Origin of the sequence: Mesorhizobium sp. M1295, from assembly GCF_040318135.1 — a bacterium.
Lineage (GTDB): Bacteria > Pseudomonadota > Alphaproteobacteria > Rhizobiales > Rhizobiaceae > Mesorhizobium.
Genome location: NZ_JAMYLU010000007.1, coordinates 211,564 through 225,965, shown reverse-complemented (window position 1 = coordinate 225,965; position 14,402 = coordinate 211,564). Strand labels below are relative to the sequence as shown.

The following is a 14,402-nucleotide window of genomic DNA, read 5'->3' as shown; positions in this document are numbered from 1 at the left end:
AAGGTTCCACTGCAAGGGAGGTGGCACAGGTGGATCCGTCGTTTGGCGGCATTGCCGCCGGCCGTTCGCCGCGCTATCTCAGGCGACCCGTTGCCGGAGCCTGCCATGACCGAAATCGTCACCGCCGCCATGCTCGTCATCGGCGACGAGATTCTGTCCGGCCGCACCAAGGACAAGAACATCGGCCACCTCGCCGACATCATGACGGCGATCGGCATCGACCTGAAGGAAGTGCGCATCGTTGCGGACGAGGAAGACGAGATCGTCGCTGCGGTGAATGCGCTGCGCACCCGCTACAGCTATGTCTTCACCACCGGCGGCATCGGCCCGACGCATGACGACATCACCGCCGATTCCATCGCCAAGGCCTTCGGCGTGCCGTGCGAATACGACGCCAGGGCCTACGCCCTGCTGGAGGCAAGCTATGCTGCCCGCGGCATCGAATACACCGAAGCGCGCAAGCGCATGGCGCGGATGCCGCGCGGGGCAGACCACATCGACAACCCGGTGTCGGTTGCGCCGGGCTTTCGCATCGGCAACGTCCATGTCATGGCCGGCGTGCCGGCGATTTTCCAGGCGATGCTCGACAATGTCGTGCCGACATTACGGGCCGGCACCAAAATGCTGTCGGCAACCGTGGAATGTCCGTTCGGTGAAGGCCTGATCGGCGGCCCGCTGGGCGACATCCAGAAGGCGCATCCGGATACGATCATCGGCTCCTACCCGAAATATGGCGACGGCAAATTCTGGACGGAACTGGTGGTGCGCGCCCGCAGCCAGCAGGCGCTGGACTCCGCGCGCGCCGACGTAGAGGTTATGGTGGCGGGCCTGACCAAGGCAAGCAAGGTGGGCTGATCGGCAGGCGTGACGGAACCAAGCATCGCGCCGTGACGTTTGTCACGAGTGGGATCGCCGAAAAACTGAGGGATTGCCCATGCGCTTCAAGACCATTGTCGCCATATTGCAGAATGAACAGGACGCCGAGCGCGTTCTCGACTGCGCGATCCCGCTGGCCAGCCGGTTCCAGAGCCATCTGATCGGCATTCATGCCGAGGCGCTGCCCGTGCCCTACACCTCGGCCACCGGCTTTCCGGACACCGAGTTCCTGCAGGTTTCGGCCGACATGAACCGGGAGCGCGCCGAGAAGTTGCAGGCCGCCTTTCACAAACGCGTCGAGAATTCCGGCCTGTCGTTCGAGTGGCGCAGCCTCGAGAGTTTTTCCGGCGACAGTGCGCTGACCGGTATCTCGACCGTTCGCACCGCGGATCTGATCATCGCCGCGCAGCGCGAATCGAGCGGCGATCCGAGCGCCGACGTCGACACGCTGGTCTACGATGCCGGCCGGCCGGTGCTGGTGGTGCCGCATTCGGGTCCGCTGGTCACCAGCTTCAAGCACGTGCTGCTCGCCTGGAACGGCAGCAAGGAGGCCGCACGCGCGGCCTTCGATGCCCTGCCCTTCATCATCGAGGCCGAGAAGACGGATATCGTCGTCATCGACCCGCCGGATACGCTGGACGAGGCGCCGGAAACAGCCGGCGCAGAGATCGCCGCCTCGCTGTCCAGGCACGGCGCGACCGTCAGCGTCTCGGTACTGAGGTCCGGCGGCGCTTCCGTTGACGACATCATCCAGACCAGGGTCGCCGAATCGGGTGCGGACCTGCTCGTGCTCGGCGCCTACAGCCATTCCTGGCTGCGCCAGCTGCTGTTCGGCGGGGTGACGCGAACGGTGCTGCGCACCGCCCCGGTGGCGGCTTTCCTGTCGCGGTAGGTTCACAGGGATAGCTGGCAGGACAATAGCTTTGCCGCGCCCTTGCCAAGGCCAAGCCTTTCCAGTTAATTCCGCCCGCATTCCATAGTGTCTGCGCGCGATGCGCGCTTTGCGGAGTGCGCGAAAGATGTCCCTGCCCGAAAAAGCCTTCCCGGTCTCCTGGGACCAGTTCCACCGCGATGCACGCGCGCTCGCCTGGCGGCTTGCCGGCGCCAACAAGGGGCAATGGAAGGCAATCGTCTGCATCACGCGCGGCGGCCTGGTTCCGGCCGCCATCATTTCGCGCGAGCTCGGCATCCGCATCATCGAGACGGTCTGCGTTGCCTCCTATCACGATTATGCCAGCCAGGGGCAGCTGCAGGTGCTGAAGGAGGTCACCCCAGCGCTGCTCGCCGATGACGGCGCCGGCGTGCTGATCATCGACGACCTCACCGACACCGGCAAGACGGCGGGCATCGTGCGCGCGATGATGCCCAAGGCGCATTTCGCCACCGTCTATGCCAAGCCGAAAGGCAGGCCGATGGTCGACACTTTCGTTACCGAGGTCAGCCAGGACACCTGGATCTATTTTCCCTGGGACATGGGCTTCACCTACCAAAAGCCGATCGCCGACGACCACGCCGGCTAATTCGCGGTAACGCCGCTTCCGTCGGAAGACAGCGTCGAGCACTCCTTGAAGGAGTGTCCCCGGCACACGATATTTCCTTAATCGACCCCCATTGGAGTGGTTAACCAGTCCACATGAAGTTTTTTACTTTTATTGCTTATGATTAGCCGTAAGATTCACGAGACGGCAAATGATTCTGGGAGCTGGGGCAAGCTTCTCCGATGTTGACGAGGCCAACGACGCACAACCATCTGGCCGAAAGAGTCCGGCGACTCTTCGGCACGGTGCCGTCCCGCCTGCAGGTTGCAGCGCTGCCTTGGCGCGATAGCGAGGACGGCGTGGAGGTCATGTTGATCACCAGCCGCGATACCGGCCGCTGGGTGCTTCCCAAGGGCTGGCCGGAAGCAAAGGAGCCGCTTTGCGAAGCAGCGGCGCGCGAGGCCGGCGAAGAGGCCGGGCTGCGCGGCACGATCTCGCATCATGAGGCCGGCCGCTATTTCTATGCCAAGGTGCTGGCGTCCGGCGAGGAAGTGCCCTGCGAGGTGCTGGTGTTTCCGCTGCACGTCGACAAGGTCGCCGACCGGTGGAAGGAAAAGCGGGCGCGCATCCGCAAATGGGTCAGCGCCGCCGAGGCGGTACGCATGGTCAACGAGCCCGACCTTTGTCAGATCATCGCCCATTTCGGTGCTGACCCGCATCGCTTCAACTGAGTCGGCACATGGCTTCCGAGTCGGCATGGTCTTCGCTGCGGCGAAGGCCTTCGAGCGTCGGCACCAGGCTTGTGGCTACAAAAACGGAAATCAGCGCGCTTCTGTCCCCGTTATCCACATATGTGACACACAAGATGTTGGGGTCATAAAAGCTACGCAAACGAATCCTTGACGGCGCAAAACGAGTCGCCTTTTATAGGCCATGCGCTCCTGTTGAGAGTGCGACCGGAAAAGTTTCGAGGCCGGTCTTTTTCCCGGAATATGTGCGTTTTGATCCGCATTCCCGCCTGTTTACGAGGCCGGCGAAGGCGTGGGATTTTGAAGCCTTGGGGGGCAAAAGGGGAGGATTGTCGGACTTGAATAAATTGTCTGTTAACACTATATTTAGTGTTTGCAGGTAGGTTCGACGCTAGATAATGTGAATTTCCCTCGACCGAGGGCGTTACAAAAAGTTTTCAGTTTTGAGGGACCCACAGGGTCCGTGAGCGCGTTGGACAGCGGCCTCGCAAGAGGCTCGACCGGCAGGGCCGCGGAGACTGTGACTATGAGAGCCGGCGGTTTCGAACGCCGGCAGACGGCGGCCATGCGCGTTTCGTCACGAGGGCAGAAATCCTCTGGGAAAAGCGCTATATGTAGACAAAAGGGACCGGACCAATGCGCATCGAGCGTCGTTTCACCAAGCCAGGGCAATCAGCTTACGCGGAGATTGAATTCCGCAAGGCGCTTTCGGAGATCAAGAATCCGGATGGCTCGGTGGTGTTCCGCTTGGACAACATCGACGTGCCGGCGCAGTTCTCCCAGGTTGCCGCCGATATCCTGGCGCAGAAATATTTCCGCAAGGCGGGCGTCCCCGCACGGCTGAAGAAGGTCGAGGAGACGCAAGTCCCCTCCTTCCTGTGGCGCTCGGTCGCCGACGAGGCTGAACTGGCCAAGCTGCCGGAAGCCGAGCGCTACGGTTCCGAGACCGACGCCCGCCAGGTCTTCGACCGGCTTGCCGGCACCTGGACCTATTGGGGCTGGAAAGGCGGCTACTTCAAGTCGGAGGAAGACGCGCGCGCCTTCCGCGACGAGCTCGCCTATATGCTGGCCACCCAGCGCGTCGCACCGAATTCGCCGCAATGGTTCAACACCGGCCTGCACTGGGCCTATGGCATCGACGGCCCGAGCCAGGGCCATTTCTATGTCGACCCGTTCACCGGCAAGCTGACCAAGTCGAAGTCTTCCTACGAGCATCCGCAGCCGCATGCCTGCTTCATCCAGGGCGTGCAGGACGACCTCGTCAACGAGGGCGGCATCATGGATTTGTGGGTGCGTGAGGCGCGCCTGTTCAAATACGGCTCCGGCACCGGCTCCAACTTCTCGTTCCTGCGCGGCGAAGGCGAAAAGCTGTCGGGCGGCGGCCGCTCGTCGGGCCTGATGAGCTTCCTCAAGATCGGCGACCGCGCCGCCGGCGCCATCAAGTCGGGCGGCACGACGCGTCGCGCCGCGAAAATGGTCATCGTCGACGCCGATCATCCCGATATCGAGGAATTCATCGACTGGAAGGTCAATGAGGAGCAGAAGGTAGCCTCGCTGGTCACCGGCTCGAAGATCGTCAAGAAGCACCTCGAAGCGATCATGAAGGCCTGCATCAACTGCGAAGGCAATGGCGACGATTGCTTCGATCCGGCGGTCAACACCGCGCTGAAGCGCGAGATCAAGGCGGCCAAGAAGGACGCGGTGCCGGAGAACTACATCTACCGCGTCATCCAGTTCGCCAAGCAGGGCTATACCTCGATGTCGTTCAAGACCTACGACACCGACTGGGATTCGGATGCCTATCTCACCGTTTCCGGCCAGAACTCCAACAATTCGGTGTCGCTGAAGGACGATTTCCTGCGCGCCGTCGAGCAGGATGGAGACTGGCATCTCACCGCCCGCAAGGACGGCAAGGTGCTGAAGACGCTGAAGGCGCGCGATCTCTGGGAAAAGATCGGCTATGCCGCCTGGGCGTCGGCCGATCCCGGCCTGCATTTCAACACGACGATGAACGACTGGCACACCTGCGCCTCGGCCGGTGCGATCCGGGCGTCAAATCCGTGCTCGGAATATATGTTCCTCGACGACACCGCCTGCAATCTGGCCTCGATCAACCTTCTGCCCTACCGCAACGCCGACGGCACCATCGACATCGCCGCCTACGAGCACACGGTGCGGCTGTGGACCATGGTGCTGGAAATCTCCGTCATGATGGCGCAGTTCCCGTCGAAGGAGATCGCCAAGCTTTCCTACGAGTACCGCACGCTCGGCCTTGGCTATGCCAATATTGGCGGCCTGCTGATGACCTCGGGCATTCCCTATGATTCCGACGAGGGCCGCGCCATCTGCGCCGCCCTCACCGCGATCATGACCGGCACGGCCTATGCCACTTCGGCTGAAATGGCCGCCGAGCTCGGCGCCTTCCCCGACTACGACCGCAATGCGCAGAACATGCTGCGCGTCATGCGCAATCACCGCCGTGCTGCCTATGGCGAAAGGGACGGCTACGAGAAGCTTGCCGTCAACCCGGTGCCGCTGGTCGCCTCGGATCTCAAGCAGCAGGAGCTAGCCAACCATGCCAAGGCCGCCTGGGACCGCGCCATCGAGCTTGGCGAGGAGCATGGCTACCGCAACGCGCAGGCAACGGTGATCGCGCCGACCGGCACGATCGGCCTGGTGATGGATTGCGACACCACCGGCATCGAGCCCGATTTCGCGCTGGTAAAATTCAAGAAGCTCGCCGGCGGCGGCTATTTCAAGATCATCAACCGCGCGGTTCCGGAAGCGTTGCGCACGCTCGGTTATTCCGAGAGCCAGATCGCCGAGATCGAGGCCTATGCCGTCGGCCACGGCAATCTCAACCAGGCGCCGGGCATCAATCCCGGCTCGCTCAAGGCAAAAGGCTTCACCGACGAAAAGATCGCAGCACTCAATGCCGCGCTGAAGTCGGCCTTCGACATCAAGTTCGTCTTCAACCAGTGGACGCTGGGCGCCGACTGGGTGAAGGAGACGTTCGGCTTCACCGATGAGCAGCTCAACGATTTCTCGTTCGAGATGCTGCCGGCGCTTGGCTTTTCGAAGAAGGACATCGAGGCCGCCAACATCCATGTCTGCGGGGCGATGACGCTGGAAGGCGCGCCGTTCCTGAAGGCCGAGCACCTGCCGGTGTTCGACTGCGCCAGCCCGTGCGGCAAGATCGGCAAGCGTTCGCTGTCGATCAACAGCCACATCATGATGATGGCGGCGGCGCAGCCCTTCATCTCCGGCGCCATTTCCAAGACCATCAACATGCCGAACGACGCGACGGTGGAAGACGCCAAGGGCGCCTACATGCTGTCGTGGAAGCTGGCGCTGAAGGCCAACGCGCTCTATCGCGACGGCTCGAAGCTGTCGCAGCCGCTCAATGCCTCGCTGCTCGCCGATGGCGAGGAGGACGAGGACGAAGCCGTCGAGCAGCTGATCGCGGCACCGGCCGCGCAGCGCGCCGTTCAGGTGACCGAGAAGATCGTCGAGCGCGTCGTCGAGCGTCTCTACCGCGACCGCGAGAAACTGCCGAACCGCCGCAAGGGCTATACCCAGAAGGCGGTCGTCGGCGGCCACAAGGTCTATCTCAGGACCGGCGAGTTCGACGACGGCCGTATCGGCGAGATCTTCATCGACATGCACAAGGAAGGTGCGGCCTTCCGGGCGATGATGAACAACTTCGCCATCGCCATCTCGCTCGGCCTGCAATATGGCGTGCCGCTCGACGAATATGTCGAGGCCTTCACCTTCACCAAGTTCGAGCCGGCCGGCATGGTGCAGGGCAACGACGCGATCAAGAACGCCACGTCGATCCTCGACTACGTGTTCCGCGAACTGGCTGTCTCCTATCTCGGCCGCCACGATCTCGCCCATGTCGACCAGTCGGATTTCGACAAGACTGCACTCGGACGCGGCATCAACGAAGGCAAGGCGACGCCCTTCTCCAAGGGTCTCACCCGCGGTGCCTCGCCGGTCAAGCTGGTGTCGGGCATGGGTGCGGAGCCCAAGGGCTTTGCCGGCGCGGGCTCCGGAACTCCGTCCCGTACCGCCCCAACCGCCTTCTCCGGCTCCAACGTGCTGACGTTGAAGCCGGCCAGCGACGAAGCCATCGCCTACAAGCGCGACTACGAGGAGCGCGCCAGGGAACTGGTCGAGGACATCGTCTACGCGGAAGCGTCTGATCCGACGGAGCTGTTCACCGACGAGGCGGCGAAAGAAGCAGCCGAAGCCAAAGCGCTCGCCGCCAACCGGCGCCAGCAATCGCTGATGCAGGGCTACACCGGCAACGAATGCTCGGAATGCCATAACTTCACGATGGTGCGGAACGGGACGTGCGAGAAGTGCGATACTTGTGGGGCTACGAGCGGGTGTAGCTGAGGGGATTTGATTGAGCCCAAAAGTCATAAATGCAACGACGCCGACAATCCTAGATTTCGGCGTCGTTGAGAGCGGCATACGGGAACGTGAGAGCGCTAGCGTCTCGCGCAGTAATGCATTCTCTAGACTTGCTCTGGAAACCGTCTTTGGCTTACCTCAGCCAGAAGTCGAGGAGTACATTGTAGACGGCTTCGATGACCGCGGCGTCGATATTGTGTATATCGACCATGACAATCGGGTAATAAATATTGGATCGTGCAAGACGGTTGTCTCTTATAAGAATTCTCGGAAGAATTTCCCTGGCGACGAAATCGATAAAATAATCTCTTTTGTCGAAGATCTCGTCCTTAATCGCGAGGAAATGCTAAAAACATGTAACGGCCCTCTAGCTGCAAAAGTGAGGGAGATATGGGATATTTTCGCGCAAGAGAGTTATCGAATCTCGATTCATCTCTTTTCAAATCAGGCAACGCTTCAAAAAGATGCTCACAACCGATTATTTGAAGCTCTGAGCCGGCACGAAATTGCGCTGTTCGAGTATGGATTGTTTGAGCTATCTCACGGCGTTGTAAAGGCCACTAAGCCTCGGTTCAAAAAGAAGCTCGTTCCGTCAGATGATGCGGCATTTAGCGTAAAAGAAGCCAACAAGCGTGCTGTTATGCTAAAGGTCTCGCTGAAGGAACTGACTCAGTTTCTCAGCGCAGAAAATCAGGCATTTGACGAACGATTAATCTGGCAAAATGTTCGATATTTTCTTGGCTTGGACAATGAGGTTAATAGGGAAATCCGGGAGACGTTACTTTCGGGACAGGCAAGCGATTTTTGGTTCTTGAACTCCGGTCTCACAATCGTTTGCGATCAGATAGTTTCTGTAGCCAATGGCAGACATCCTATAACGATGGTGAACCCTCAGATCGTGAATGGCTGCCAAACCGCGACTGTCATTCATGCAGTTTCGACCGGAACCATGGCCGACCTCAACAACGGCTATGTTCATGTGAAAATCATTGAAACAAACGATAGTACATTCATTGAGCGAGTTGCCCTTGCAAGCAACACCCAGAGCCGCATTTTGAATCGCGACCTAAGAGCAAACGACAACCTACAGCGCCAACTGGTCGAGTGTCTTCGGCCTCACAACTATTTCTATGTCAGGAAGCGTGGAGAGAACGCACCTCGTCCAGGAATGAAGACTATCGATGCAGCGAGAGCAGGCCAGCTTGTCCTAGCGTATCTCTGCGGCGAGCCGACAAAGAGCAAAACTAACTCGAACGATATATTTGGCGATCTATATGAGGAGGCATTCAACCCCCACGCCGTAACACCCGAAATAATTATCGCGGCCCACGAATGTTATTCTGCGATCGAGCGCCGCAGAAAGGAGATCCTAGCTTGGCAGGCATCGATTACCCGGAATTCTTTTGAAGAGTCGTGGTTGATCGAAGGCCATTTTCATCTGCTATTCGTCGTTGGCGAACTCATGCGCCGGGCTTCCATCCCGTTGTCAGAAACGACGATAGCTATTGGCTTGATCGAGAAGGCAAGCAGCATCTTGAGGACTTTTGTCGAGCGAAATCAGAAAGTCGCAAACTATCGACTTTTTCGTTTGGCTAGATCTCGGGAAGAAATCCTGAAGATTATCGACAATAATTCCAAGCCGGATGAGGCTAATCCGGTTCAGATTGAGCTATTTGACATGGATGGACTCTCTGAGGTGCGAGCGGCATCCTCAAGCAGGCCAACTTAGAAGAGCGATGACATGCGTTACGCGGTGGTGATTGAAAAAGCCGGAAACAATTTTTCCGCTTATGTTCCGGATCTGCCCGGCTGCATCGCCACCGGTGCGACGGTGCCTGAGGTTGAAGCCGAAATTCGTGACGCAATACGCTTTCATATCGAAGGCCTGCGGGCCGATGGGCTGGATGTGCCCAAAGGGGTCAGCCTGGCGGAATATGTAGAGGCGTAGAGCCGTCAGCCGAGCCAAGGCTGATAGCTACCACCGCGCGTTTCGCTTCGACGGCACGGCATGGATCCTAGGGTCTGCGCTCCGCTTCGCGTTCGCTCCGCCCTAGGATGACGAAGACACGGGGCCTGGAGGCCAATCGCCAAAGCCGGTAATTGGCGGGAACATCCCTCCCTTCGTCATCCTAGGGCGGAGCAGGAGCGAAGCGACGTTGCGGAGACCCTAGGATCCATGCCGTGACCGCGGCGGGATACCGACGGTGGAAGCCAAGCACCCGACAGACGGTGCTACTCCGCCTCCGCCACCATCTGCCGTCCGCCAGTCCAGTCGCGCCAGGCCTTCTCATCGCCGTGGAACACGTTGAGGTCGATGCGGCCACTTACCCCGTGCGACAGGCCGGAGCCGGAATATTGCCAGAACAGCCATTTGCGCCCAGGATAGACCTTTGACGGGTGCGCGGCCACGGCGCGCAGCCAGAACGGATAATCGGGGAAGGCGCCCCTGAGATTGTCACGGTAGAAGTCGGGCGCGGTGTAGATGATCGGGCGCTGGCCGTAGTAGCGCTCGAGCTTGTCCATGAACACCTGCATCTTCTCCAGCACCTTTTGCCGCGACGGGCGGCGCTTGCAGCTGGATTCGCCGTTCCACTCGACGTCGATCACCGGCGGCAGCGCGCCCTCGACCCTCGGCACGTTGCGGATGAACCAGTCGGCCTGCTCGCCGGCGGTGCGGCACCAATAGAAGAAGTGGTACGCGCCGCGCTTGAGGCCGGCGGCGTCGGCATTGCGCCAGTTCCTGGTGAACATCGGGTCGAGATGGTCGCCGCCGTCGGTCGCCTTGATGTAGGCGAAGTTGGCGCCCTGGGCGCGCAGCTTTTGCCAGTTCACATTGCCCTGCCAGCGCGAAACGTCGACGCCATGGACGGCGAGGCGCCTTGGCGAGGAGGACTTGCCGAAATTGATCGGCTTGGCGTCGCGAAAACCATAGCGCGTGACCGGCTCGGCAAGCATCGCCGGTGCCGCGCGTGTCAGCCGTTTCGGCGGCGACATCAGCGCGATCACCTCGGCCGGCGGTTCGACGTCCTGATCGGGTACGTCCATCGCGACCGGCTGCTCGTCCTGCTCCTGTTCGGCAAAGGCGGGCGCAGCATCAGTTGTCGCCACGGATGCCACCGGCGCGGGTGGCCGCACAACCGAGCTGGTGGTCTCGCTGGACGGCACTTGCAGCGCATCGACGCTGGAGGTCGACGTGCAGCCGGCAAGGCACAGCGCTGCGATCGAGAAGATGACGACGCCTGATAACCGCATCTGGACCTGTACGCAAAACACAACAGACCGAAGGCAGGACAACGCCGCCGGACAAACCAAGCTGGATTCCTAACAAGAAACTACCAACAAAGTTTGAATCGAATTGTTAGGGCTCTCGTCGAGACGTCGGCGGGACGGAGGCGCGCTATCCCTCCAACGTTTGGCCATGTCGCTGCCTCCGCTTGACAACTCATGGCATGAGATTAGTCTCTACTAATCTTACGGTGTAAGGCACTACTTGGGAGGAAGTTATGCAGCCCGCCGCCCTGTCAGAATTGCAGCCGGCGGTCACGCCGGAGCCACGCTCGCCCGCCATCGGGATCGACGAGATATCCGGCGATCTCAGCCGCGTCATCGAACGCGCTGAGGTCGATGCCTGGCTCGATCTCTATCGCGCCGCCCCGGCAGACTTTGCCGCAAGGCAAGGCCTAGCCATCGCCGAAGATGGCGATCTCGTCTGGACCACCTGCACGACGATCCCGTTCATCCATTTCAACTGCGTCAAGAACCTTGGTGTCGATAGCGCGGCCACCGAGAGCCGGCTCGATACGCTTCTGAGGCATTATCGCGACGCCGGCATTCTGCGGCCCTGGTTCTACACCAACCCACACACCGAGCCCGCGACGCTCAGCTGCTGGCTCGAGGCGCGCGGCCTGCAGCGTCAGGGAGGCTGGGAACGCATCTTTCGCGACGCCACGCCGTTGCCAGCGGAGCCGCTTTTCCCGACGGAGGATGTCTCGGTCGAGCGGGTGACGCCGGCAACGGCAAGGGAATGGGCTGGGTTCATCGACAGCCAATACCGGTTGCCGACCTCACCGTGGTTACTGGCGCTGGCCGGCCGGCGCGGCTGGCGCCATTACATGCTGCGGCGGGACGGCGCGGTGGCGGCGGTGCGCTCGATGTTCATCGGCGCCGACGGCATGGCCTGGAGCGGCATCGACGCGCCGGTGCCCGGCATCATGGCGCCGAGCTTCGATCTCGATGCAATGCTCGGCGAAGCGATGGTGCGCGACGGACTTGCGGCCGGTGCAAAACTGTTCGTGGCCGATATCGAGGCGCCGCAAGCCGAACGCGACGGGCCGGCCTATCGCAACTATGCACGTCTCGGCTTCAAACTCGCTTATTTCCGCAGCCATTACAGCTATTTGCCGGCAAATTCCGGCTAACCGCTTCAAGACCCTAGCCGCACAGCCACAGCTTGTGGCAGGTCGTGGCCATCAGGTGGGCCGGCGGTACAAAACGATCGTTGACCGCCACATCATCGTCCGCCCGGCGGACCTTTTCTTCGAGCAGCGTGCGAAGTTCTGCCGGTTGCACGCGGTCGCGCTCCATCACCAGCTTGATCATCGGATCGCTCAAGAGTTCGTCCAGGGTGTTGATGCTGTCGTTCATTCCGTCGCCTCCTCGACTGCCGCCCGCACGCAATAGATAGGCAGCAATGATGGCCCGCCAATGACGCTTTGCCGGCTATCTCGTGTCGCTTTGGATTAAATTTTGTCCAGATTTCACCTCAAACCGGAGGTGGCGCGCCTTCATATTGCGGCAGGCCGTCGTCGATCTGCACCCAGGGCTGCTTCGAGGCGGTCCAGATATGCATCTCGGGCCTGAACACTGAGGGGTCATCGAGCGAGCCGGTGGTGACGCCGATGATGCCGGCGGAATCGCGCCGGGAAAACATCGTCGTGCCGCAGCGCGGGCAAAAGCCGCGCTTGAGATCGGGCGAGGAATTCACCATCGCCAGCGGTCCGTCGACCGTCACATCGTCGATACGAAACAGCATGCGCGCGTTGAAGGCGGCACCCAGCGCCTTCTGGCACAACCGGCAATGGCAGACGCGCTCATTGATCGGTGCTGCCTCGGCGCGGTAGCGCACCGCGCCGCACAAACACCCGCCCTGATACCCAGCCATCGCCCGTGTCCCTGCCTGTGAGGATAGGCGGCATACCTATCGATAGGCGCGGTAGCGTCAATTGAAAAGCTTTGATGGGGCCATCTATAGCTGTGATGCGACCGATACACGACTGGCCGATGCGCCGCGCCAAGGCCTCATTGACGAAATGCCGGCCGTCTCGCGGGAGACGGCCGGCAGACAATTGACTGCGTGTCAGTTCGTTTCGTTGACGACTTCGTCCCAGGTCTTGACCTTGGTCTCGCCATTGAGGAACGGCAGCGCGGCAGCTGTGAGCTCCGGCGCGAAGAACACATCGTAGTGGGTGCGGTTCGGCACGATCGCCAGGCGGTTCTGCGACAGGTTCTCGCGCATCCAGCCGGCGTCCTTCAATCCGCCGCCGAGCATCTGGTAGAATTTGATCTCGTGCTCGGGCCGGTACATGTCGCTGTCGCCGAACACCAGCATCACCGGCATTTTCAGCTTCGGCACGTCGGCGGAATAATCGTAGTCCTTGCGCATATAGGCGCCAAGTTGATCGAGGAGTTTCGGAAAATCCTCCGGATGCGGCGCAACGGCGACGTAGGATTTGTACATCGGCGTGTCCTTCATCATGTCAGCCATCGCCGCGCCGACCTGTGCCTGCTGGCCACGCATCTCGGCATAGAAGCCGTCCGCGGCGTAGGGGGTCGAGACCAGCACCAGCCGGCGCACCGCCTCGGGATGCTGCACGGCCATGCGGAAGGCGACGCCGCCACCCAGCGAATAACCCATGACGTCGACCTTGTCGTAGCCGAGCGCCTTGACGATCGCCGCCATGTCGTCGCCCATCGCCTCCAGGCTGAGCGGCCGGTCGCCGAGTGCGGTGCGGCCATGGCCCTGCAGGTCGACGCCGATGACGGTGCGGTTTTCGGTAAGCTTCGGCAGGATCGGCGCGAACATATCCGTCGTGCCGAGCCCGCCATGCAGCAGAAGCAGCGGCTCGCCCTTACCATAGACGGCGTAATAATAGTTCAAACCGTTGATCGGCAGCAGGCCGGATTTTTCCGGCTTCGGCAATGTTGCGGTTGCGGTCGTCATGGCGGGCTTGGCCTCCTCAGCGTTGATGGTGCCCGGCGCGGCAAACAGCGCGGCGGCCGAAGCGAAAATGGCGAAAAATATCGATCTGGACATGTCAGTCTCCCTCTCCCGTTTGCATCAAAGTCGCCTTGCGACTTCCTCGAGCTGTTCGGCGCACTGGCCCCAGCCCTCGTGAAAACCCATTTTCTCGTGCTGTTCGCGGTCGGCGACCGACCAATGCGCAACCCGGGCGACGTAGCGGGTCTTGCCCGTGCCCTCGTCCTCGAGTGTCACAATGCCGGTCATGAACGGTTTGGCGGAAGGCTCCCACGCCTTGGTATAGGCATCGGTGAAGACGAGCTTCCTGCCCGGCACGACTTCGAGGAAGACGCCGGGGTTCGCAAACTCGTTGCCGTCGGGACCGGCCATGACGACCAGGCTGGTGCCGCCGGCGCGAACGTCCATCTCAGCGCGCGGCGTCGTCCACGGCTTCGGCGCAAACCATTGCGTCAACAGCTTCGGCTCGGTCCAGCAGCGATAGACGTTCTCGCGCGGTGCATCGATGATGCGGGCGAGAACCAGCTCGCGGTCGGAGTTGGGGGCGATGTCGAGCTTGGTGGTCATGGTGTTTCCTCACATGTCGGGTTTGGCTTTCGTGTCTAGGACGAACCGACAAGACGC

13 protein-coding genes are annotated in these 14,402 nt (G+C 60.9%); 8 read left to right on the top strand and 5 right to left on the bottom strand.

Annotated elements, in window-relative coordinates; translation table 11 throughout:
- The first annotated feature begins 105 nt into the window (after positions 1-105).
- The 7 genes from NKH29_RS13115 (at position 106) to NKH29_RS13085 (ending at position 9,470) form a co-directional block, all read left to right on the top strand.
- Positions 106-855 carry a competence/damage-inducible protein A gene (locus tag NKH29_RS13115; RefSeq protein ID WP_352481143.1) on the top strand — a complete coding sequence of 250 codons (750 nt, stop codon included), beginning with the start codon at positions 106-108 and terminating at the stop codon, positions 853-855.
- A 79-nt stretch (positions 856-934) separates the two neighbouring features.
- Positions 935-1,768, top strand: coding sequence for a universal stress protein (locus NKH29_RS13110; protein ID WP_352999717.1), 834 nt, complete (start codon positions 935-937; stop codon positions 1,766-1,768).
- Positions 1,769-1,895: 127 nt separating this feature from the next.
- Positions 1,896-2,396 carry a xanthine phosphoribosyltransferase gene (gene gpt, locus NKH29_RS13105; protein WP_352999716.1) on the top strand — a complete coding sequence of 167 codons (501 nt, stop codon included), beginning with the start codon at positions 1,896-1,898 and terminating at the stop codon, positions 2,394-2,396.
- 200 nt (positions 2,397-2,596) lie between these two features.
- The gene (locus NKH29_RS13100; protein WP_352790689.1) at positions 2,597-3,085 is read left to right on the top strand and encodes an NUDIX hydrolase; all 489 of its coding nucleotides are present in this window, start codon (positions 2,597-2,599) and stop codon (positions 3,083-3,085) included.
- A 654-nt stretch (positions 3,086-3,739) separates the two neighbouring features.
- Entirely contained in the window at positions 3,740-7,504 is a 3,765-nt protein-coding gene (locus NKH29_RS13095; protein WP_352481147.1) for a vitamin B12-dependent ribonucleotide reductase, read from the top strand.
- Between the two features lie 10 nt (positions 7,505-7,514).
- On the top strand, positions 7,515-9,251 hold the full coding sequence (locus tag NKH29_RS13090; RefSeq protein WP_352999714.1) for an AIPR family protein: 1,737 nt from the start codon (positions 7,515-7,517) through the stop codon (positions 9,249-9,251).
- A gap of 12 nt (positions 9,252-9,263) precedes the next feature.
- Entirely contained in the window at positions 9,264-9,470 is a 207-nt protein-coding gene (locus NKH29_RS13085; protein WP_023783899.1) for a type II toxin-antitoxin system HicB family antitoxin, read from the top strand.
- A gap of 284 nt (positions 9,471-9,754) precedes the next feature.
- Here the strand turns inward: NKH29_RS13085 and NKH29_RS13080 are convergent, their stop codons facing one another.
- The gene (locus NKH29_RS13080; protein WP_352999713.1) at positions 9,755-10,774 is read right to left on the bottom strand and encodes a glycoside hydrolase family 25 protein; all 1,020 of its coding nucleotides are present in this window, start codon (positions 10,772-10,774) and stop codon (positions 9,755-9,757) included.
- A 251-nt stretch (positions 10,775-11,025) separates the two neighbouring features.
- Here NKH29_RS13080 and NKH29_RS13075 point away from each other — a divergent pair, with 251 nt between their 5' ends.
- On the top strand, positions 11,026-11,940 hold the full coding sequence (locus NKH29_RS13075) for a hypothetical protein (protein ID WP_352999711.1): 915 nt from the start codon (positions 11,026-11,028) through the stop codon (positions 11,938-11,940).
- Between the two features lie 13 nt (positions 11,941-11,953).
- Here the strand turns inward: NKH29_RS13075 and NKH29_RS13070 are convergent, their stop codons facing one another.
- From NKH29_RS13070 to NKH29_RS13055, 4 genes are all read right to left on the bottom strand, one after another.
- Positions 11,954-12,166 carry a hypothetical protein gene (locus tag NKH29_RS13070; protein WP_023717422.1) on the bottom strand — a complete coding sequence of 71 codons (213 nt, stop codon included), beginning with the start codon at positions 12,164-12,166 and terminating at the stop codon, positions 11,954-11,956.
- Positions 12,167-12,284: 118 nt separating this feature from the next.
- Entirely contained in the window at positions 12,285-12,683 is a 399-nt protein-coding gene (locus tag NKH29_RS13065) for a GFA family protein (protein WP_023717421.1), read from the bottom strand.
- 195 nt (positions 12,684-12,878) lie between these two features.
- A complete protein-coding gene (locus NKH29_RS13060; protein WP_023717420.1) occupies positions 12,879-13,835 on the bottom strand; it encodes an alpha/beta fold hydrolase in 957 nt (318 codons plus the stop codon).
- Positions 13,836-13,859: 24 nt separating this feature from the next.
- Positions 13,860-14,345, bottom strand: coding sequence for an SRPBCC family protein (locus NKH29_RS13055; RefSeq protein ID WP_352587676.1), 486 nt, complete (start codon positions 14,343-14,345; stop codon positions 13,860-13,862).
- Between the last annotated feature and the right edge of the window lie 57 nt (positions 14,346-14,402).

What these genes read in the sequence shown, in the direction of transcription:
- NKH29_RS13115 (WP_352481143.1), top strand. Translation starts at nt 106, where the DNA reads ATGACCGAAATCGTCACCGCCGCCATGCTCGTCATCGGCGACGAGATT.
- NKH29_RS13110 (WP_352999717.1), top strand. Translation starts at nt 935, where the DNA reads ATGCGCTTCAAGACCATTGTCGCCATATTGCAGAATGAACAGGACGCC.
- gpt (WP_352999716.1), top strand. Translation starts at nt 1,896, where the DNA reads ATGTCCCTGCCCGAAAAAGCCTTCCCGGTCTCCTGGGACCAGTTCCAC.
- NKH29_RS13100 (WP_352790689.1), top strand. Translation starts at nt 2,597, where the DNA reads ATGTTGACGAGGCCAACGACGCACAACCATCTGGCCGAAAGAGTCCGG.
- NKH29_RS13095 (WP_352481147.1), top strand. Translation starts at nt 3,740, where the DNA reads ATGCGCATCGAGCGTCGTTTCACCAAGCCAGGGCAATCAGCTTACGCG.
- NKH29_RS13085 (WP_023783899.1), top strand. Translation starts at nt 9,264, where the DNA reads ATGCGTTACGCGGTGGTGATTGAAAAAGCCGGAAACAATTTTTCCGCT.
- NKH29_RS13080 (WP_352999713.1), bottom strand. Translation starts at nt 10,774, where the DNA reads ATGCGGTTATCAGGCGTCGTCATCTTCTCGATCGCAGCGCTGTGCCTT.
- NKH29_RS13075 (WP_352999711.1), top strand. Translation starts at nt 11,026, where the DNA reads ATGCAGCCCGCCGCCCTGTCAGAATTGCAGCCGGCGGTCACGCCGGAG.
- NKH29_RS13070 (WP_023717422.1), bottom strand. Translation starts at nt 12,166, where the DNA reads ATGAACGACAGCATCAACACCCTGGACGAACTCTTGAGCGATCCGATG.
- NKH29_RS13065 (WP_023717421.1), bottom strand. Translation starts at nt 12,683, where the DNA reads ATGGCTGGGTATCAGGGCGGGTGTTTGTGCGGCGCGGTGCGCTACCGC.
- NKH29_RS13060 (WP_023717420.1), bottom strand. Translation starts at nt 13,835, where the DNA reads ATGTCCAGATCGATATTTTTCGCCATTTTCGCTTCGGCCGCCGCGCTG.
- NKH29_RS13055 (WP_352587676.1), bottom strand. Translation starts at nt 14,345, where the DNA reads ATGACCACCAAGCTCGACATCGCCCCCAACTCCGACCGCGAGCTGGTT.